This window comes from Paenibacillus sp. 01T47 (genome assembly GCF_056398245.1).
Genome location: NZ_JBFTPA010000001.1, coordinates 418,237 through 438,419, shown reverse-complemented (window position 1 = coordinate 438,419; position 20,183 = coordinate 418,237). Strand labels below are relative to the sequence as shown.

The window sequence follows — 20,183 nt, the reverse complement described above, 5'->3', positions numbered from 1 at the left end:
CGTCCCCTCACCCTATCTAAAACAATGATAGAAGAGGGGACGAAATCGCATTATTTTTCCGGTACGACGATCTCACCATTAATGATTTTCGTGCGATATTCCTCGACCTTGGCAAGAACCTCCGGTGCAACATTCGTTTTCGAATTTGGAGCGATATCGACTCCATTTTCTTTGAGGCCCATTAATGTCACTTTACCCGCTGGGAAATCACCTTCAGCTAATTTTTTTGAAGCTTGGTAAACAGCCTCATCTACTTTTTTGATCATCGAAGTTAATGTAACATCATCTCCGAAGGTTAAAGATTGATCTTTATCCACGCCAATGACCCATACTTTTCCGCCCTTGCTATTGCGTTCCTTCGCTTCATTAAATACACCATTGCCTGTTAGTCCTGCTGCATGGAATATGATATCTGCACCATCGTTATAGATGGTAGAAGCTGCAGATTTCCCCATATCTACCCGGTTGAATAGCCCTGTATAGTTAACGATTAATTTTGCATCTGGATTTACAGCTTTTATCCCTTCGCGGAAGCCCGCTTCAAATCGTTTAATAACGGGAATATCCATGCCTCCGATAAAGCCGATTTTATTTGTTTTTGTCGTTAAACCTGCGATAACACCAACAAGGAACGAACCTTCTTGCTCTTTAAAAGAGATAGCGGCTACATTCGGGAGCACAAGGTCAGAGTCGACAATTCCAAACATCTTATCTGGATTTTCTTTGGATAGCTGTGTTACTGCATCAGCTAAAGTAAAAGCAGTTGCCCACGTTAAATCATAGTTTGCTTTGACAAATTGATTTAAGTTAGGAACAACATCGCCATCTGTTTTTGGTTCCAGGTACTTCACTTCAAAACCAAAGTCCTTCTTTAATTTCTGCAACGCTTCCCAAGCACTTTGGTTAAAGGATTTGTCATTTACACTGCCAAGGTCAGTAACCATTCCGACTTTCAGCTTTTTAAGCTCTTGTTTATTATCTGTACCTGCAGCCCCTGCGTTACCCGTATCGCTTTTTTGACCGCATGCTGTTATGACTAACGTAAAAATCAGTATTAAAGGCAATAATGCTTTCATTGTTTTTTTCATTGTAAATTCCCCCTAATGTTTTATTCCTCGTTATTGGTTTGATTTACTAACAATTCCAAGAAGCTTTCCCCGATAGCTGGTTTAGTGACCATGAAATTTTCTGCAATCGTTGCAGCTAAATCAGCAAATGTGCTTCTTGTGCCAATAGAAATGCTGTCCTTTACTAACGATGGGCTGTAAATCAAGATAGGTACATATTCACGGGTATGGTCCGTTCCTGGCGCAGTTGGGTCGTTGCCGTGATCAGCCGTAATGATAAGTAAATCGTTGCCCTCCATTTGCTGCATAAGCTCTGGTACATACTGATCGAACTCTTCAAGGCAGGCTGCGTATCCTTTAGGATCGCGACGATGGCCATATAAAGAATCAAAATCAACTAAGTTTGTGAATAACAATCCGTGGAAAGGCCGATTCAGCAGCTTAATCGTTGCCTTGATGCCATCCAAATTGCTCTTTGTTGGATAGGATTCATTAATTCCTTGCCCTGTGAAAATATCGTTGATCTTCCCGACCGAAATAACATCGAGGCCTTCATTTTTCAGATGATCAAGCACGGTTTCTCCAAATGGCTTGAGTGCATAATCATGCCGATTAGGTGTACGTTTATAAGCTCCCGGCTCACCGATGTAAGGCCTCGCTATGACTCGGCCAACTACATAAGGATCATTCAAAGTTAGCTCACGCGCAATTTCACATGCATGATATAGCTCATTTAATGGAATAACATCCTCATGAGCTGCGATTTGGAATACGCTGTCGCCGGAAGTATAAACAATCCATGCGCCCGTTCGGAGCTGCTCTTCTCCATACTCGTCCAAAATTTCAGTTCCAGAAGCCGGCTTGTTTCCAATCACCTTGCGACCGGTCAAGGCTTCGAACTTCTCAATCAATTCCGCTGGAAATCCATCGGAATAAACTTGAAAGGGCACCTTTACTTCGAGTCCCATGAGTTCCCAATGACCCGTCATCGTATCTTTGCCTACGGATACCTCCGCCATCTTGCCATAAGATGCTAGAGGTTTATCCGCTTTCAAGATGGCAGCCAGTGGTGCAATATTACCTAGACCCATAGCTGTAAGATTTGGTAACTTCATGTCCGGTACTTGCTCGCAAATATGTCCTAAGGTATGGCTGCCTTCATCTCCGAAAGCTGCAGCATCCGGTAATTCACCGATACCAACACTATCCAGCACTATCACGCTTATTCGCTCGAATTTCATAAATACACCTCATTTCTCAAAAAAAAGCTAAGGCCATGCATTGCTATTTTCCACCCAATCCGTGCTACAATACGTTTCTAGCCGTTTCGCAATCTCTTACCTAAGAGTTGCTTAAATATTGAAATGCGAAAGGAAAATTCTTATGATCGACAACATCTCAGACATCTCGATTTTCTCGGACATTCCTAAGGATGAATTGCAAAAAATAACCCCATTGCTCAAAGAACGACGGTTCAAGAAGAACCATGTTCTAATGTTTGAAAATGACCAAAGTGACGAGGTTTATCTTATTCGCTCAGGTATGATCAAGATTTATCGCATGTACGAAGGAAAAGAAGTCGTTCTGAGTATTACTAGTGCCGGCGATATCATTGGAGAAGTAGAAGCCCTCTCCAGCGATAATCATCGGATCTCATCCATAGAAGCCTTAGAAGACGTTAACGTTTGGCTGCTGTCAAAACGGGATTTCCTGCAGCTTGTAGATCAATATCCTTCCATCCTGCGAAACGCTTACAAAATTCTTGTAGAGCGAACTCGGATGCTCAATCGCATGATTCGTTATTTGACCTTCCATGACGTACGTGGAAAAGTAGTTAATCTCATTATGGATCTCTATTACAACTATGGAGTCGCCAGTGATAACGCATACAAAATCGATTTAAAAATTAATCAATCCTTGTTCGCCAACATGCTCGGAGTCACGCGAGAATCCATCTCCAAAACGCTGGGTGAGTTTCAAGCCGAAGGACTGATCGACATTCGTGATAAGTACTTATACCTCCTTGATAAGGAAATGATAGAATCGATCTGTAATGAAACCGAAGAGCTTCCTGCAATGCGTAAGTGGCATAACATTTAACGATGCCGTGCACCTAATAATACAAATGACAGCGCTTTATTTCCGTAACTGCGCTAACAGTTATTTTGTGAACCAGTTCACAAAAGTTAAGTAATCCCTTTAACATAATGTGGATATCGAATCATGCTATGATTCTCGTGCATTCTTTTTTGTGATGCACGATAAGAAACATTGGAGGGAATTCACATGAGTTTTCATATTGAAGCAAAGATTGGCGAAATTGCAGAATCCGTCTTATTACCTGGAGATCCGCTGCGCGCAAAGTATATTGCGGAGACCTTCCTCGAAAATGTCGTCTGTTACAACAATGTACGTGGCATGTTAGGCTTTACAGGCACATATAAGGGCAACCGTGTATCGATTCAAGGTACAGGAATGGGTATGCCTTCTGCGTCCATATATATTCAAGAATTGATCAACGATTATGGTGCCAAAAATCTCGTTCGTATCGGAACATGTGGCGCGATTCAAAATGATGTGAATCTCCGCGATGTTCTTATTGCGCAAGCAGCGGCTACCGATTCGGCTATCATTCGCAACCAATTCCCTGGGTTTGACTTCCCTCAGATTGGAAACTTTGACCTAATTAAGACCGCTTATGAAATTGGAGAGGCCAAAGGCCTTAACCTTCGCGTAGGTAACGTGCTATCTTCTGATGTTTTCTACACAGAAGACAAAGATGCCGTGACCAAGCTAGGCCGCCATGGCGTATTGGCAGTAGAAATGGAAACAGCCGCACTTTATTATTTAACAGTTAAATTCGGCGTAAAAGGTCTCAGCCTCCTAACGGTAAGTGATCATATTCTTACTGGAGAACAAACGACTGCACAAGAGAGACAAACGACCTTCAACGATATGATTGAAGTCGCTCTAGAAACCGTAGCTAAATAGATCCTTAACTAACAGTCAGAAACCTGTCACAGCTCATCAACCTATACATTGGATTAAAAATAAGGAGCTCGATTCCACTTCGGAATCGAGCTCTTTCTCTGCATAAAGCCCACATGGCGATGAATTCAATTCTTTCATACTACATTACGGCCCTTAGCTCTTACAGTCAGCTGACCAGACCAAAGACGGGGCATCCCCTTTACTAAAGTCCGTTTTAAATTCTTTTAGATCTCTATATATTAGATAAATATGGTAATTTTTATATAGAGGGAGAAGCTAAACATGTGGAGGTTTGTTCGCAAAATTATGTTTTCCCTGCTCGTCATTCTTGTGGTGCTGGCAGGTCTCGGAGCCGCTTATCAATGGTACGGTTCCAAGCAGGACCGAAAAACATATAAACCTACCGGGAAACTGTATAATGTAGCAGGCAGCAAAATGCATCTCTATTCGGAAGGTACAGGTGATGCAACAATCGTCTTCGCTTCAGGGTGGGGAACGACGAATCCCTATGCCGATTTTTATCCTTTGTATGAAGGACTGAAGCAGCATGTGAAGATTGTGGTCTATGACCGTTTCGGTTACGGATACAGTGATATGACAGACAGAAAGCGGGACATCAACATGATTACCGACGAGATTCATGAGCTGCTTCAGGTCTCTGGGCAGAAGCCGCCTTATATTTTTGCCGCCCATTCAATGGGCTCTCTGGAAACTATCCGGTACGCGCAACGTTTTCCAGAAGAAGTGAATGGCATTCTGCTTATAGAGGGCGGAAGTCCTGAATATTACAAGTCCAGCCCGGAGCTTACTCTTATTCCTTGGATGCAAAAAGGACTCCGGACATTTGGCATACTGCGGGCTTTGAATCATATGGATGGCTTCGTAAAATGGCTATCCGATGAAAGCAACGGGGAAAAGCTATTGCCGGAGGAGCTGAAGGAATTAAACCGCAAAGCCTTGCTGCTAAGGACTGGAAACCGAAATATGACGGATGAAATGAGCCAAAGCCGAGAGAATGCCAAAATGGTGCTTGAGGGAGGAAAACCGCTGAAAATTCCCATTACCGTATTGACTGCGGACTATTTTGGCAAGCTGGACGATGATCAGTCATGGGCAGACAGTGAAGCAGCGCTTCCTTCATGGTCTGTTTCCGGCAAGCAAACCATCGTGATAGGCAGCTCCCACTCCCTTCATAGCTATCAGCCAGGCATTGTTGTTGATGAGCTGCTTCAATTGGCGGGTCATGCTGAAGCATTAGAATAGATTAGCTATAACAAAAAAACAGATCATCCTCCTATGAGGAATGATCTGTTTTCTTAAACGGTCTTATTTAATGCCTTGCTCCGTAACATACGCTTGCCATTGCTTCGTGTATTCCGCTTGAATTTTCTCAAGGCCTGCTTGTTTTGCTTTTTCCATGAACGTTTTCACGCCATCTTCTACGTTTTTCACGAGACCTGCATTCAGCGGGAACAAGTATTGTTTCTCGACTTGCTCAAGTGCTGCTCTCTCTGCTTGGTATGGTGTGTAATCTTCTGCGAAACCTGTGAATTTATCAGGCACTTGAATTTTATCAAGCTCGTCGAAGATCGCTTTTACACCATCATAGTTTTTGTCGAACAGCATGTACTCAGGGTTTCTCCAAGCCCAACCGTTCATTCCCTCACGAGGGAAGCCGTTCGAGTTCGAATCGCCGATCATCGAGTAATAACCGTCTTTTACTTCATAGTTTTTGCCTTCTACACCGTATTGCGTAAGCATGTTGTAGCGTTTGTCCGTAACCAGCTTCTCGTAGAACGCAAGCGCGCGCTCAGCGTTTTTGCTGCTAGCTGGAATAGCGAATCCGTTGTGGATCGGGTGAACTGGCGTTGCAATTCCATTTGTTTTTGGGAATGGGTGGTAGCCCAGCTTCCAATCCGGGTGAGTTGCTTGAATTTTGATAACCATATCATTATAGCGAGTCGGGTTGTCCCCAATAATTGCTGCAGCTTTGCCGCTTGTGATTTGATCCTGCAGCGTATCTTTAACAGCCAGCACGTTTTTCACCATGTAGCCGTTATCCTGCCAACGCTTCATTACCGTCAAATCTTGAACTTGCTCATCTGAACCCCAGTAGGAATGTACTTCATTAGGTGTTGCATAGTCGATGCCGATACCGTATGGCAGCGCACCAACTGGAGAGTGGGAAATACCTATGAAACGGTCCATTAGGTTTGTTTTCACATCCGAGTTCATCGAAAGCGGTGTAACCGTTGGTTCATTTTTCTTGATTCCATCTAGGTATTGCTCGAACGTTGCAATATCTACAGGAGTAGGTAGATTGTATTTCTCGCGAAGATCTTCACGCCATACAAAACCATCCGTTACATACTCCTTGTACGTAGCTGGAACCGTGTAGATTTGTCCGTCGATTTTTACAGCTTCCCACATATCTGCTGGCACGTAAGAGTTAAGCGTAGGCGCTGCTACGGGAAGAATCTTGTCGAGCGCTTGGAAAGCGCCTTTCTTCGCATACGATTGGTATTGCGTCCAATCCGCTGTGAAGATCAAGTCAACCTGTTGGCCTGATCCAAGCAATAGCTTGTACTTTTGATCCCAATCTGTCCAAGACGTGTAGTTGAATTTAACGGTAGCATTCAAATCTTCCATTGCCATTTTGTTGACTTGCTCTTGAATAGAAGCGATATCTTTAGGAGCATCGCCTAACATATAAAATTGCAATTCCACTTTTTTCGACGTATCGATACCTGATTTTTCGCCGCCTTCATTCGTTGCGCCTTCGTTAGTTGTACCCTCTGTGTCTTTTGGAGCATCGGTGGCGCTACTGCCGCTATTTCCATTGTTATTCGATCCGCAAGCTGCTAGTACTGTAATAAGCACGATGATGGATAGAAACATGGAGACCGCTTTTGCTGCTTTCTTAGTCATGTGAATCCTCCCTTTAATAAGTTCTTATCTATGTTAGCTAAACGTGGAATGATTGATCCCTTGTCTAGTTCTAACCTTTAACCGCACCAATCGTCAATCCTTTTACAAAATAACGCTGCACGAACGGATACAGGAACAGGATTGGTCCTGTAACGATAATGGACATTGCCATCTTCGTTGATTCCGTCGGCATGTCGGAGCCTAGCGAGACGCCAGTTCCCGAGCCCATTTGCGCAACGAAGCTCATTGCATTAATAACGTTGTATAAGTAATATTGCAGCTGGTACTTCGTCGTGTCGTTAATAAACAACGAGGAAGTGAACCAGTCATTCCAATAATGAAGCGCCAGGAACAAACCTACGGTTGCGATGCCCGGCATCGACAGCTGAAGCACAATTCGGCTATAAATGGTAAAGTCGTTTGCGCCATCGATTTTAGCGGATTCAATAACCTCATCCGGTACTGCCGAGCGGATAAAGTTTTTCATCAGAATAATAAGGAAAGGCGTCATAAGACCCGGCAATATCAACACTTCAAGCTTGTCAGTCAGCTTCAAATACTTGGTCATCAGGATGTACCAAGGCACCAGTCCGCCGCCAAACAGCGTCGTGAAATAAATCATAAAAGCGAAGAAATTGCGATATCTGAAATCCTTGCGCTGCAGGACGTATCCTGCCATCGTCATCAGGAACAACCCAAGCGTCGTGCCGATAACCGTGGTTAGCGTGGTCACGCCATAGGCTTGCAATACCTGCTTCGGAAAACGGAACACCGTCGCATAACCCTCAAATGAAAACACGGTTGGAATGAGATGGTAGCCATCTCTTATAATGGCTTCATTTTGCGTAAAAGAAGCAGATATAATGAGCAGGAACGGAAACAAGCAGGCTACAGTTGAAATGAGGATGACTATAAAAGCGATGAGTCTAAACCATTTCATATAATTGTCGTCTTTGATTTTCATGGGTACCTCCTACAGTTAGCTGATAGCGATTGCTTCAAATCGTTTAGAACAATGCGTACTCGTCGTTGATTTTCTTGATGATATAGTTGACGGTCATGATAAGAACGAAGCCGAATAGCGATTGGTATAGACCAGCGGCTGTCGACATGCCGATATCGAACGTCACTTTCAGTGAACGGTACACATACGTATCGAGAATATCTGTCGTATTGTAAAGCACGCCGTTGTTGCCGATCAGCTGGTAGAACAAGTCGAACTGGCCTTTCATGATACTTCCGAGTGCGAACAGCAGGAGCATAACGAATGTTGTCTTCAGCATCGGAACGGTAATGTACCAGATACGCTGGAAAATGTTCGCACCGTCGATTTTGGCAGCCTCATAATACTCTTCGCTAATTCCAGTAATCGATGCTAGGTAGATAACCATGCTGTACCCGATATTTTTCCATAGGTAGAAGATGATAATGAGGAACACCCACACCCATGGCGTATTGTATACGTCCAATGATTCGTATCCGAATGACTTCAGCGTCGAATTCAGAAATCCGCTCTCATAGTTGAACACGTTGTAAACGATGACACTAAGAATAACGAAGGACACGAAGTACGGTAAAAACATGATCGATTGCGTCAGCTTCTTAAACCATTGCAAGCGCAGCTCGCTTAGTAGAATGGCAAGCGCGATAGCGAGCACGTTTCCGAGTAGAATAAATACGATGTTATAGCCGACCGTATTTAAGGTTAGTCTTGCGAGAACCCCCGATTTCCATAAAAACTTGAAGTTGTCGAGTCCAACGAATTGGCTATTGAACAAGCTTGTGTTGAAGTCGAACCTTGTGAAAGCGTAGTAGATACCCACCATTGGAACATACGAGTTAATTAGGAAGAAGATAAGCGCCGGCAATAACATAAGGAAGAGTATACGATTCGTTACAAGCTCCCTAAGCACTCCATTTTTTTTCAACATGCAGATGATGTCTCCTCTCAAAGCGTTCTTTTCTATTTCGTGTTGTCTGCTGTTCTCACTGTACGCCGCCCCTGTTTTGGGAGAAAGAGTAAGATTGCAAAGTCAGTGAACGAATTAGCGAAATGAACAGTGAACGATTTAAACTTTTATGTATTAACAAGCCATTTCACACGGAATAGGCGTCAAAAAAACCACAAGATCGTCTGCTCGAAGTGTCATTCGAGACGAACGAAATCGTGGTTTTTAAAATCATTGCTTATGCTTTTTGCAAAACCATAACGCCATGCGGCTCTATTTCTACCGTTCCACTCACCTGACGATTAGTTAATAGGTCGAAATAGCTCACATTTTCGAGTGAAATCGTCGATTGATGGCTGTTATGGTTCAAAACAAACGTATATACCTGATCCCCTTTGACTCTCTGTGCGAGTTCTACACCTGCTGCCGCTGTGAACGGAGCAACAATCTGATGTTTTGCGCACAACGTTTGGATCAGATCCGCTAACAGCTTTTGTTCCGGCGCTGTAGCTACGTAATAGGCTTCACCTGAACCAAATGCGTTTACCGTCAGCGCTGGCATTCCCGCGTAAAAATCTTTGCCATACGTCCCGATTGCTCTCGCTCCCTCAAGATGAAGAAGATCACATAACAAACCACACTCATATGTTCCTGCTACATGGCCAAATGCCTCGCCAATTTCAACACTATTGCGCATCTCAGGCAGCAGGCTGTCAATCTCCTCCACCCATAGTCCCAGCAAATTGCGGAGCTTGCCCGGGTATCCGCCAAGCGTAACCAGGTCGTTCTCGTTGACGATGCCGCTGAAGAAGGTAGTGATGAAGGTGCCTCCATTTTGTACAAACGCTTCAATTCGCTCAGCAACACCTGGCTTTAACATATATAGCACGGGAGCTACAAGTATTTTGTATTTGGAGAAATCGCTCAGCGGACTGAGCACATCGATCGCCACATTCTGATCGTAAAATGCTTTGTAATACTTTTGCGCTTGATCCAAATAATTCAGGTCAACACTCGGTCCGCTCGTAATTTCTACTGCGTTCCACGTATCAATATCGAACAATAACGCGACCTCGGCATGAACCTCCGAATCAAGCAAACGATCGCCAAGCTCATCAAGCTCACGCCCGAGCGCAGCACATTCACGAAATACTCGCGTATCCTCGTGACCGACATGCTCGATAACTGCACCATGATATTTCTCGCATGCCCCGAATGAGCGGCGAAGCTGGAAGAACATAACCGTGTCAGCGCCATGCGCAACGGCTTGATAGCTCCAAAGCCGCATCACGCCGGGACGCTTCAAGCTATTATAAGGCTGCCAGTTTTGCTGGCTCGGTGTTTGCTCCATCAGCATAAAGGGCTTGCCGTCCTTTAAGCCGCGCATATAGTCATGGCGCATTGCCACATTGCCCATAGGCTCATTCATTTGCGGATAGCTGTCCCAAGAGACAACATCCATCGCTTCGCCCCATTTTTTCAGATCAAGACCGTTAAATAAGCCCCAAATATTCGTCGTAATCGGAATATCCGGCGTAACCGCCTTCAGCTCCGCATATTCAATTTGGTAGCAACCGAGAATAGAATCGGACATAAATCGCTTGTAATCAATCGCCATGGGCTGGAAATTACGGTTATCTCCGTTTAAATTGGATGGCGGTACGATTTCCTCCCATTCATAGACGGTGTGTCCCCAAAAGCTCATATTCCACTCAGCGTTCAGCCGCTCAATCGTCTCGTATTTCACCTTCAACCATTCGCGGAATTCCGCCGCACAGCTGCTGCAATAACAATGCGTGCCGTATTCGTTGTTAATATGCCAAATGAGCAGTGCCGGATGATCTTTGTATCGCTCGGCTAGTTTACGCGCCAGCTGACCCGATAATCTGCGATAGGTCTTGCTGTTTGGACAAAAGTTCGTACGTGCACCATGCGTGCGCTTCCTTCCGTCCACATCAACAGGCAGCACATCCTCATATTTGCGCGACATCCATGCCGGCTGTGCAGCGGTTGATGTGGCGAGACAAGCATAAATCCCATTTTCCGCGATGAGGTTCAGCAGCTTGTCCAGCCAGCCAAAATCATACGTATCCTCCGATGGCTGCAGCTTCGCCCAGCTGAATACAGGAAGCGTTACTACATTAATTCCCGCTTCTTTAAACAGACGCATATCCTCATGCCATATCTCCTCCGGCCACTGATCCGGATTATAATCTCCTCCATACCAAATCTGCTTCAGCTTCGTATTAATCATATCTTCACGGTCCCTTCTGCCATTAGCGTCGAATTCCGTGACATTCTAACGGATAAAGCACCCCGTTGTCATCCAACTTCCAGCGTTTCGCCGATAAGTTCACTGTGGTTTATATTGTTCACTCCATAAAATCAAGTTCATTCACCTTCATTTATTTGGTTCATTGCACCAAGCTGCAAGTGAAGATTATAATGTTCCTTGTATCAGCGAGCTGACTAGTGAAATATTCAAACTAATTCCTAAAAGGCACACGATCAACGTTTGGCTATATAGGGAAGCGCTTACGCTAATACAGTTAACCATGTTAATTCCAAAATGTTCTACATATATAAAGGGGGAGCCAACATGCCAGCTGTTCAATTGAAAAACAACGGAAAACTATACAGTAAGCTGCTGTTCACGATCACTTTGTGCATCGTGCTTACTCTAATGGTATCCTCCTTGTTTAATTTCTTCACTTACATGCAGATCGATTTGAAGAAAGCCTACCAGTCAGACGTCAGCAATCTAACCCAAACGAGTAAAGAAGTTATCAGTATGACCGAGAGCGCACAGTCCCTCTCCTTCCAAATCTATCGAACCTTCAGTGTCTCTAAGCTAATGTTCTACAACGACCCTAACATCTATGATGTTACGGCAGCGATGAACGAATTGAACAACTATTTGAACTCTATGCCATTCATTGAATCCATTTATGTCTACAATTCAGCCAATGGCCTGTTCTACACTGCCAGCCGTCAAGCCGAAGGGGGCACGTTCAATAAAGAGGAGCTCGCGGATAAAGGGATACTTGATATTCTCGATAACTACCAGGAGTATCGTCCGTTCACGCCTATTCCGAGAACGTATAAAACAGTTAACCTCACCGGTGAGCAGCTTACGAAGGCTTATACCTATTTAGGTTATGATGCTATCGGTCGTACGCAGACGATTAATTCTGCTGTTATTATTAATATTTCTTCCGCTTGGATCAACAAAGACATTGGCGTCAATAAGAGCGACAGCGAGGGTAAATCCTATATTCTCGACAATCAGAACCTTCTGTTGTCCGGTGATACCCTTTTACCTAAAAAACTAAGCAACGAGGATAACCGCATCATTAATGAAAAGATTAAAAACAAAGAGTCTGGTTATGTTGTTGCCGACTTTGACGGAAAGAAGTCTCTTATCTCGTATACTTCTCCCGATTCCTTGGACTGGCAATACGTACGTGTGACACCATACAAGCATGTAACTAAAGCTATTTATTCCATCCGGAATACAACGATCATGATTGCTGTCATTATTTTGGTCATCGGCTTATTCATTTCATGGCTGCTCTCTCGTATGCTGTATCGTCCTATTCATCAAATTATGAATAAGATGAACATTCTCGAAACAGAAAAACGCAACAGTTCCTATACCATTAGGCAAAATATGCTGCGCAGCCTTATCCAAGGCTCGCAATCGCTGCAAACGAACGCACAGCTGCAGAAGCTGATGGTCAGCGGAATTACTTTCGACTTCCATGCGCGTTACCGCGTCGTCCTCTTAAAAATTGACGAGCTCGCGGCTCTGAAGCAAAATCGCGGCGACGATCTGCATGTCTATAAGTTTGCCATTATGAATATCGCTTCCGAGATTGCTCATAACGATTATCGCGTAGAAACCGTCGACATGGATGCCGATTATGTCATTATGCTTCTAGGCCGGCCCGACGAATCCGATGAGCTTGATGACGAGATGCTTCGAAACATGCTTGCCAAAATTCAGCGTTCCTCGTTGGACTTTTTGAAAATTGGTCTCTCGATTACGTATAGCCCTGAGGCCTTTCAGGCACAGCAGCTCTCTACCCATTACAAGCTGGTGAAGGAAGCATCGCAGCATCGCTTGTTCTATGGTCTTGGCTCTTTAATTAACGGACAGGATATCATATCTCTGAAATCGAAGGAATATATCTTTCCTGCTGACAAAGAGCGGAAATTGACCGATGCCTTAATGACCTCAAAGACCGAGGAAGCCAAAAAACTGTTTGCAGAAATCGTACAGGAGACGGCGCAGTATCCGATCCATGTCGTTCAGCTCGCCATCTCGCATCTAACGATGACCGTCAACAATATTTTGTTCACGATTCAAAAAAACAACAGCTTGGACGTTGAAGCAAGCCTAAGCATCCATATTCCAACGCCAGATCATTTTGAAACGATTAATGAGCTTAATGAAGTTTTCTTCTCCTTGTTCGATGACATTCAAATGAAGCTTTCCATGAAGCGCTCCACCAAACAAGGTGATCTAATTCGCAAAATTAACGATCTTATCCAAAAGGAATACGCGAATCCGAATTTGAGTCTGAACTGGATTGCAGATGAATTAGACATGTCATCCATCTATTTGAGCCGAGTGTATAAACAGCAGACGTTGGCTACTATTGTTGATGTCATTAATAATGTGCGTATGGAACGTGCGAAGGAGCATTTGGAGAATACCGATTTGTCGATCGTAGATATCGCGGTAAAGAGCGGCTATACGAGCAGCTCCTACTTCCACCGAATGTTTAAGAAGAGCTTTGGCGTAACGCCTTCCGATTATCGTAAAACGAAGCTGGGTTAATACTTTATGATATCTACGAATAATCGCAACACAGTTAGATTATTTATAATGTACCCCTTTCCTTTGCTTTATATAGAGCAGAAAGGGGTATTTTATTATATTAGGTTAGTAATGCGTGATTTCAATAAAGAGCAGTAGTGTAAAGCAAAGGGAGCATGCTGAGTCATTTATTGATAAATGAGTAAAGTTCAGTTAGCATGTTGGTGAAGGCTATTTTAGTATATGGGGGTACAATGGAATGAAACAAAATAAATATGATGATTCAACTTTCTTCTCACAATATAAGGAAATGGCTCGTTCCACCCATGGACTTGAAGCTGCGGGAGAGTGGCATGTATTTAAATCCTTACTGCCAGACTTAAGTGGTAAAAGCGTGCTTGATTTAGGCTGCGGCTTTGGCTGGCATTGCCTCTATGCTCGTGAACAACAAGCAAGCTCAGTCGTAGGTGTTGATATTTCTGAGAACATGCTGCAAAAAGCTCGGGAACAAACGAATGACGCCGCCATTACCTACATACAGATGCCAATTGAAGATATCGCATTCTCAGATTCTCAATTTGATATCGTTATCAGTTCATTAGCTTTTCACTATATCGAATCCTTCGAGACCCTGTGCAAAAAGATACATGCTTGTCTAAAGCCGGGAGGCTCCTTCATTTTTTCAGTGGAGCATCCTATATTCACTTCCCGTGATGAACAAGATTGGCATTATGATGACCATGGTAACCGTCTGCACTGGCCAGTCGATCAATATCAGTCAGAAGGCTTACGCAAAACCTCCTTCCTAACCGATAATGTGATTAAATATCATCGCACCGTCTCAACATATATGAACGACGTGATTAGTGCTGGCTTTGAGTTAAAAGCTATTAAGGAACCAATGCCTTCAGAGGAAATGATGAATAACCCGCTGATGTTTGATGAGAATCGCAGACCGATGTTCCTGATTATCTCAGCGCAAAAGGCTTCCAACTAACATAGAAACATTGCATTTATGATGCGACTCAATCGCCGATTGTTTCAATTCTTCGGTGTATTCGGCGCTTGAGTCGCGTTGGCTTCACCCTATCGAGCTCAGATGGTGTTATTTACACAATATTACGTTCAAACGTGTAGAAAATCGCCGCTATATAAGCGGCACATTGTTGCTAACGAACTCAGATGACGTTATTTGTCACTTTTAAGACCAATCTCTTTTCTAACGAACCCAAGTCACGTTATTCACACAGAATAGCGTTCAAACGTGTGTGAATTCGCGAAACAAGCGGCACGTCGTTGCTAACGAACTCAGACAGCGTTATTTGTGGCTTTTAAGACCCATTTCTTTTCTAACGAACTCAGGTCACGTTATTTACACAAAATTTCGTCCAAATGTGTGGAAAATCGCGAAATAAGCGCCGCTGAGTTCGTTAGGTTGAAAAACAGGCAGATTTATCGCAAATAAGGTGTCTGGTGTTCGTTACGCGATTGTAGAATTCATCTTTGAATGATGATGGTTGGTTCTGAACCATTCGTTTTGCAGATTGTGTCCTATCATTCAAACGTGTGGGAATTCGCGAAACAAGCGGCACGTCGTTGCTAACGAACTCACATGACGTTATTTGTGACTTTTAAGACCAATTTCTTTTCTAACGAACTCAGATGACGTTATTCACACAGAATAGCGTTCAAACATGTGGAAAATCGCAAAATAAGCGGCGCTGAGTTCGTTAGATTGAAAATCAGGCAGATTTATCGCAAATAAGGTGTCTGGTGTTCGTTAGGCGATTGTAGAATTCAGAATTCATCTTTGAATGATGATGGTTGGTTCTGTGGCATTCATTTTGCAGAATGTGTCCTAACATTCAAACGTGTGGGAAACCGCGAAACAAGCGGCACGGCGTTGCTAACGAACTCAGACCACGTTATTTTCCACTTTTGAGACCAATTTGTTTTCTAACGAACTCAAGTCACGTTAATTACACAAAATTGCGTCCAAACGTGTGAAAAATCGCAAAATAAGCAGCGCTGAGTTCGTTAGATTGAAAAACAGGCAAATTTATCGCAAATAAGGTGTCTGGTGTTCGTTAGCCGATTGTAGAATTCAGAGTTCAATTTGAATGATGATGGATGGTTCTGAAGCATTCGGTTTGTGGTCTGTGGTTTGCGGTTTGTGGTTTGTGGTTTGTGGTTTGTGGTTTGTGGAGGCAATTGTTCCATCGGCAACCAACCATAAAAGTAAAATGGCTGCCTAACGGCAGCCATTCGTATAATTAGGCCAACCAGAATCTTATGGTTGGCCTTTTTAATATAAAAGAGTGTAATAGCACACTTAGGCATTATTCGTTCATTTTCTATGCTAACCAGTGTGTTGGACGAGTAAGGGTCGGCGGAATTTTTGTATCTGCATTCCCTTTGGCAGCGTTAAGCTGAAACTGCGTGAGAAAGAGACTTTTTGAGAGGTTTGCACCACTGAGGTCAGCGTCTCGAAAATCAGCTCCGATAAGGTCAGCCGCTCTAAGATCGGAATCTCTGAGGTCCGCAGCAATCAGATAAGACCCTCTTAAATTTGCTCCGATAAGATCAGCACCTCTAAGCTTAGCTCCAATGAGGTCGGCGCCTCTTTCGTAGGTCTTCTTACGGCCTCGAGTGTTACTCTGCTTATTCGCACGAATGGCTTTCTCGCGTACAAGCTCACTTGCTTTAAGAAGCAGCTTGTTGATTTCCAAACGATGTGCTGACACATTCAATTCCACCAATGAATCCGGGCTCAGGCGAGTGAACCGTTCTGTTTCTTCGAGCATAAATCTAAGCTCATCGTGAATCGATTGTGTCGTTTCCAGTGCAAGCGCCTCGTTTAAATACCAAAGCAGCTCATGGATTTGCCGCATGACCCGGAATACCTCGAACATTTGCTCCGCGGTATCTGGTACCTGCCGCCAATCTTGTCCGTTATAGGTTACCTGTGAAACCTGTTGACCAGCTCCAAAACAATCGTAAACTGTACAACCTTTAAATCCCCGCTCCCTAAGACTTTGATGAATGCCACAGCGAAAGTTCGATTGCAAATTGCTGCATGGCTGACCGGCGTCTTTATCGATCGCAAAATCTATAGAAGCTGTGAACGGCAATGAAACACAGCATAAACCAAAACAATTCTCGCAGTCAGCGTGCAGACTGCCTCTATCCCATTCAGGAATGGATTGTGAAAATTCGTGTATCACAGACAAAGCAAGACCTCCTAACCAATACTTGGTGCAGTTAAATGAACTTTTATCTATATAAACAGATTGTTTTTATCCCAGTTCTTATATCCTATTACTGTAAATTCCTTCAGTCAATACCGACAGCGGCGCATGTGCACGGAAAAAATCATTTAAACTAAACTTTACCAAAATAGCAGAGGTTTCGTATCGAAAAGCTATATTCTCACATGAAAAAAGGATACAGATCACGGCAACGTGTCTGCATCCCTTTTTATAATTCTATCCACTTATCATTTACCAGGCAAAAATTCCGTCGTAAATATCTCCTTGGCGTCGAACTTATTTTTGAGCAGCCCTAGATCAGCAAGCTGATTGATCAGCGTCGACCAACGCTCCTCTGTCATATAGCCAAATCCATGCTCAGCAGCATCCCCGCCATAAACAAACTCCTTCTGAGCTTGATCCTCAAAATCGATCGCATCAAGATCAATATTCGGATTAGCTGCATGAATAGCGGCATTCACTTCCTTAGAAGTATCCTTATAAGACATCCAGCCCTCGGAGAAGGCAGCGACAAAATTTCCAACGGTCTCTTTATTTTTCTCCAAATACTCTTTTGTGACGAACAATACTACATTGTATGGATTATAACCAGATTCCGAAATAAGTAGAGTTTTTGTTTTTACGCCTTCCTTCTCCATGAAGAACGGCTCTGAAGTTAGGAATGCTTGAGTGACCGATCCTGGATCAGCAAGAAAATTGACATGCTGGCCAGTGTAGGTCATTTCTTTTGCTCCGCTCAAATCATATTTGCTCTTCAAAAAGTCCCAATACGTAATGCCCGGCTGAATAAATACGGTTCTGCCATTGAGGTCCTCGAAGCTATTTACTTCCGCACTTTCTTGAAACATGAACGCTTGCGGGCTGCCTTGAAGCGCCGCTGCTACGACAACCAAATCAATCCCCTGATTTTTAGCGATAACGATTTGATCCGCATGAGCAAGACCGAATTCCGCTTTTCCAGAAGCGACGATTTGTACAGCTGAAACCTGCGGGCCTCCCGGCTCAAGCGTAACATCAAAACCATGCTTCTCAAAAATCCCCTGCTCCTTGGCCGCATATACCCCGCCATGCTGTGCCTTCGGGAACCAGTTCAGAACAAGCTTTGCTTTCTTCGTTTCTACAGGAGCTTTGGGCGCTTCTGTAGCAGCCGTTTCTGCAGTTGGTGAATTCTCTGTTGTACTTGCCGGTGTGTTATTTCCAGACTTCCCTCCACATGCTGCGAACAAGACCATCATTAGCGTTAGCGATAAAGCAACTCCCCCGAATTTCATCCATTTCTTCATTTTGTCTCTCCTCCACTTTTTCTATTTATTTTCTTGTCTTCATCGCGGACTCATGCCATGAGCCCAGTACTCGCTTAGCGATCATGCTGACGATGAGATAGAAGCTGATGCCTAAAATAGCTGAAGCAATACCGCAAGCAAATAAAAAAGGTGTTTTCATCTGTACAGCAGCTATCGTAATGGCGTATCCGAGCCCGCCTTTGCCGCCCCCGATTCCTGCCACATACTCCCCTACAATGACTCCGACAATCGATAGGGTACACGATATTTTCAAACCAGCCATGATGTAAGGCATTGCAGCAGGAAGGCGAAGCTTCCACATTTTTTGCCACTTTGATGAATTGTAAAGCGTGAACAACTCATCCATATTGGAATCCACTGAATTTAATCCCATTAATGTATTGGAGACAACAGGGAAAAATCCGATTAAAAAGGAGATAACGACGATAGAATTATAGCCGGCGCCAAACCAGATCACGACAAGCGGCGCTACAGCAACAACGGGAATGGTCTGAAGGATAATGGCGTACGGATAAATGCTTCGCTCCATAATGAGTGAACTGGCAAGTAAAATGGAGATGAAGATACCGATCACCGCGCTAAGTAAAAAGCCTACTACCGACTCCAAAACAGTAATGCGTACAGCTTCCCACAAAATGGACCAGTCCTCGATTGCTGCTTTCAACACATCCGTCGGTTTAGGGAAAATAAAAGGTTTCATGCCAAGCCAAGCAGGAATGAGCTGCCAGAGCGCCATGACAAGAACAAAGGCCACAATCGGTCCTAGATAATAATGTTTGAATGTATATCCGAAATTTCGGCTTGTTTTCTTCACAACAACTGGCGTCTCAAGCTTAGGCTGCAAGGTTTCGAATGATGAGATCGACATTACCCCAGCTCCTTCCGATGAGCACCATGTTCCAAATAAGTTGAGGCAAGCTCAACATATTTACCGAAATCCCGTTCGGTTCGCATGCCAAGCGTCCTTGGATAAGGCAGCCGCACATTAATTAAAGCAGATAACTTTCCAGGACGTGCCGACATGACGGCAATCTTGGAGGATAGCAGAACCGCTTCAAACACATTGTGCGTCACGAACAAAACGGTCATCTTCTCACGTTCCCATATATCAAACAGCTCCATTTGGAGGGTTTGCCTTGTAATTTCATCAAGCGCTGCAAAGGGCTCATCCATGAGCAGAAGTTTTGGCTTCGCTGCTAAAGCGCGGGCAATGGAAACTCGCATTCTCATGCCCCCAGAAAGCTGCCTTGGATATGCTTTAAAATGGTCCTTTAAACCAACCATCTCCAGCACTTGTTTAGCCGCTTCTTTATTTTCTTTCATATTTCCTCCTCTGAGCTCCAGAGGTAAAATGACATTGTCCAGCACAGTGCGCCACGGCAATAAATTAGCTTCTTGGAATACATAGGCAATATCGTTCGACTCACGGATCAACTGCTTCGGCTCCTTGCCATTTACCAGCACACCACCAGAGGTAGCTTCCTCCAGCCCTGCTACCATTCGAAGCGCAGTAGACTTTCCACAACCAGACGGCCCTAGAAAGCTGATAAACTCTCCCTCTTTTATGGAGAAATGAACATCACTTAACGCGATGGTTCCGGTATTATATATTTTACTTACTTGGTTAAAGGCTACGATTTCCTTACCTGCCGCATTATTCACATCGTCTCCCCCTTTTCCGCTTAACAATCGTCAGATGATATTGGTTTTTATGTTAATTTATATGACATATTATCATTCGAAATACCTAGGAACAATAGCTAAGTTAGCTAAAATTAGGCGCTCATTATTGTGCATTCCAAATAAAACTAACTTGATTGCGTTACATTCATAGTGAACATAAAGTCATCAAT

General features: G+C 43.8%; 15 protein-coding genes. 5 read left to right on the top strand and 10 right to left on the bottom strand.

Features of this window, described 5'->3' with window-relative positions; genetic code table 11:
- Positions 1–50: 50 nt before the first annotated feature.
- Positions 51–1,088, bottom strand: a complete 1,038-nt coding sequence (locus AC1DOV_RS01850) for a BMP family lipoprotein (RefSeq protein WP_339206548.1) — start codon at positions 1,086–1,088, stop codon at positions 51–53.
- 20 nt (positions 1,089–1,108) lie between these two features.
- Positions 1,109–2,308, bottom strand: coding sequence for a phosphopentomutase (gene deoB, locus AC1DOV_RS01845; RefSeq protein WP_477549012.1), 1,200 nt, complete (start codon positions 2,306–2,308; stop codon positions 1,109–1,111).
- A 142-nt stretch (positions 2,309–2,450) separates the two neighbouring features.
- Here deoB and AC1DOV_RS01840 point away from each other — a divergent pair, with 142 nt between their 5' ends.
- The 3 genes from AC1DOV_RS01840 to AC1DOV_RS01830 all read left to right on the top strand — a co-directional run bounded on the left by AC1DOV_RS01840 (position 2,451) and on the right by AC1DOV_RS01830 (position 5,321).
- Positions 2,451–3,167 (top strand): Crp/Fnr family transcriptional regulator, encoded by a 717-nt coding sequence (locus tag AC1DOV_RS01840; protein ID WP_076271627.1) that lies wholly within the window; start codon positions 2,451–2,453, stop codon positions 3,165–3,167.
- Positions 3,168–3,353: 186 nt separating this feature from the next.
- Positions 3,354–4,058, top strand: coding sequence for a purine-nucleoside phosphorylase (deoD, locus tag AC1DOV_RS01835; RefSeq protein WP_076271628.1), 705 nt, complete (start codon positions 3,354–3,356; stop codon positions 4,056–4,058).
- Positions 4,059–4,340: 282 nt separating this feature from the next.
- Positions 4,341–5,321 carry an alpha/beta fold hydrolase gene (locus AC1DOV_RS01830; RefSeq protein ID WP_477549011.1) on the top strand — a complete coding sequence of 327 codons (981 nt, stop codon included), beginning with the start codon at positions 4,341–4,343 and terminating at the stop codon, positions 5,319–5,321.
- A 63-nt stretch (positions 5,322–5,384) separates the two neighbouring features.
- Here the strand turns inward: AC1DOV_RS01830 and AC1DOV_RS01825 are convergent, their stop codons facing one another.
- The 4 genes from AC1DOV_RS01825 to AC1DOV_RS01810 all read right to left on the bottom strand — a co-directional run bounded on the left by AC1DOV_RS01825 (position 5,385) and on the right by AC1DOV_RS01810 (position 11,189).
- The gene (locus AC1DOV_RS01825) at positions 5,385–6,992 is read right to left on the bottom strand and encodes an extracellular solute-binding protein (protein ID WP_477549218.1); all 1,608 of its coding nucleotides are present in this window, start codon (positions 6,990–6,992) and stop codon (positions 5,385–5,387) included.
- Positions 6,993–7,056: 64 nt separating this feature from the next.
- Positions 7,057–7,950 carry a carbohydrate ABC transporter permease gene (locus AC1DOV_RS01820; RefSeq protein ID WP_477549010.1) on the bottom strand — a complete coding sequence of 298 codons (894 nt, stop codon included), beginning with the start codon at positions 7,948–7,950 and terminating at the stop codon, positions 7,057–7,059.
- 43 nt (positions 7,951–7,993) lie between these two features.
- Positions 7,994–8,917 carry an ABC transporter permease gene (locus AC1DOV_RS01815; protein ID WP_083682713.1) on the bottom strand — a complete coding sequence of 308 codons (924 nt, stop codon included), beginning with the start codon at positions 8,915–8,917 and terminating at the stop codon, positions 7,994–7,996.
- Between the two features lie 256 nt (positions 8,918–9,173).
- Positions 9,174–11,189, bottom strand: coding sequence for a beta-galactosidase (locus tag AC1DOV_RS01810; RefSeq protein ID WP_477549009.1), 2,016 nt, complete (start codon positions 11,187–11,189; stop codon positions 9,174–9,176).
- A 345-nt stretch (positions 11,190–11,534) separates the two neighbouring features.
- Here AC1DOV_RS01810 and AC1DOV_RS01805 point away from each other — a divergent pair, with 345 nt between their 5' ends.
- Together AC1DOV_RS01805 and AC1DOV_RS01800 are read left to right on the top strand one after the other, a co-directional pair.
- Positions 11,535–13,778, top strand: a complete 2,244-nt coding sequence (locus AC1DOV_RS01805; protein ID WP_477510155.1) for an AraC family transcriptional regulator — start codon at positions 11,535–11,537, stop codon at positions 13,776–13,778.
- 238 nt (positions 13,779–14,016) lie between these two features.
- On the top strand, positions 14,017–14,754 hold the full coding sequence (locus AC1DOV_RS01800; RefSeq protein ID WP_477549008.1) for a class I SAM-dependent methyltransferase: 738 nt from the start codon (positions 14,017–14,019) through the stop codon (positions 14,752–14,754).
- A gap of 1,357 nt (positions 14,755–16,111) precedes the next feature.
- On the opposite strand, the gene AC1DOV_RS01795 is transcribed toward AC1DOV_RS01800, so the two are convergent.
- From AC1DOV_RS01795 to AC1DOV_RS01780, 4 genes are all read right to left on the bottom strand, one after another.
- On the bottom strand, positions 16,112–16,987 hold the full coding sequence (locus AC1DOV_RS01795) for a pentapeptide repeat-containing protein (RefSeq protein ID WP_477510153.1): 876 nt from the start codon (positions 16,985–16,987) through the stop codon (positions 16,112–16,114).
- Positions 16,988–17,253: 266 nt separating this feature from the next.
- Positions 17,254–18,309, bottom strand: a complete 1,056-nt coding sequence (locus AC1DOV_RS01790; RefSeq protein ID WP_477549007.1) for an ABC transporter substrate-binding protein — start codon at positions 18,307–18,309, stop codon at positions 17,254–17,256.
- Between the two features lie 25 nt (positions 18,310–18,334).
- On the bottom strand, positions 18,335–19,198 hold the full coding sequence (locus tag AC1DOV_RS01785) for an ABC transporter permease (RefSeq protein ID WP_076268378.1): 864 nt from the start codon (positions 19,196–19,198) through the stop codon (positions 18,335–18,337).
- Complete coding sequence (locus AC1DOV_RS01780; RefSeq protein ID WP_477549006.1) at positions 19,198–19,992, bottom strand: ABC transporter ATP-binding protein; 795 nt, start codon at positions 19,990–19,992, stop codon at positions 19,198–19,200. Before AC1DOV_RS01780 ends, AC1DOV_RS01785 begins: the two co-directional genes overlap by 1 nt.
- Positions 19,993–20,183: the final 191 nt, after the last annotated feature.

Excerpts from the sequence above, each read along its gene's own strand:
- AC1DOV_RS01850 (WP_339206548.1), bottom strand. The coding sequence starts at position 1,088 with ATGAAAAAAACAATGAAAGCATTATTGCCTTTAATACTGATTTTTACG.
- deoB (WP_477549012.1), bottom strand. The coding sequence starts at position 2,308 with ATGAAATTCGAGCGAATAAGCGTGATAGTGCTGGATAGTGTTGGTATC.
- AC1DOV_RS01840 (WP_076271627.1), top strand. The coding sequence starts at position 2,451 with ATGATCGACAACATCTCAGACATCTCGATTTTCTCGGACATTCCTAAG.
- deoD (WP_076271628.1), top strand. The coding sequence starts at position 3,354 with ATGAGTTTTCATATTGAAGCAAAGATTGGCGAAATTGCAGAATCCGTC.
- AC1DOV_RS01830 (WP_477549011.1), top strand. The coding sequence starts at position 4,341 with ATGTGGAGGTTTGTTCGCAAAATTATGTTTTCCCTGCTCGTCATTCTT.
- AC1DOV_RS01820 (WP_477549010.1), bottom strand. The coding sequence starts at position 7,950 with ATGAAAATCAAAGACGACAATTATATGAAATGGTTTAGACTCATCGCT.
- AC1DOV_RS01815 (WP_083682713.1), bottom strand. The coding sequence starts at position 8,917 with ATGTTGAAAAAAAATGGAGTGCTTAGGGAGCTTGTAACGAATCGTATA.
- AC1DOV_RS01810 (WP_477549009.1), bottom strand. The coding sequence starts at position 11,189 with ATGATTAATACGAAGCTGAAGCAGATTTGGTATGGAGGAGATTATAAT.
- AC1DOV_RS01805 (WP_477510155.1), top strand. The coding sequence starts at position 11,535 with ATGCCAGCTGTTCAATTGAAAAACAACGGAAAACTATACAGTAAGCTG.
- AC1DOV_RS01800 (WP_477549008.1), top strand. The coding sequence starts at position 14,017 with ATGAAACAAAATAAATATGATGATTCAACTTTCTTCTCACAATATAAG.
- AC1DOV_RS01790 (WP_477549007.1), bottom strand. The coding sequence starts at position 18,309 with ATGAAGAAATGGATGAAATTCGGGGGAGTTGCTTTATCGCTAACGCTA.
- AC1DOV_RS01785 (WP_076268378.1), bottom strand. The coding sequence starts at position 19,198 with ATGTCGATCTCATCATTCGAAACCTTGCAGCCTAAGCTTGAGACGCCA.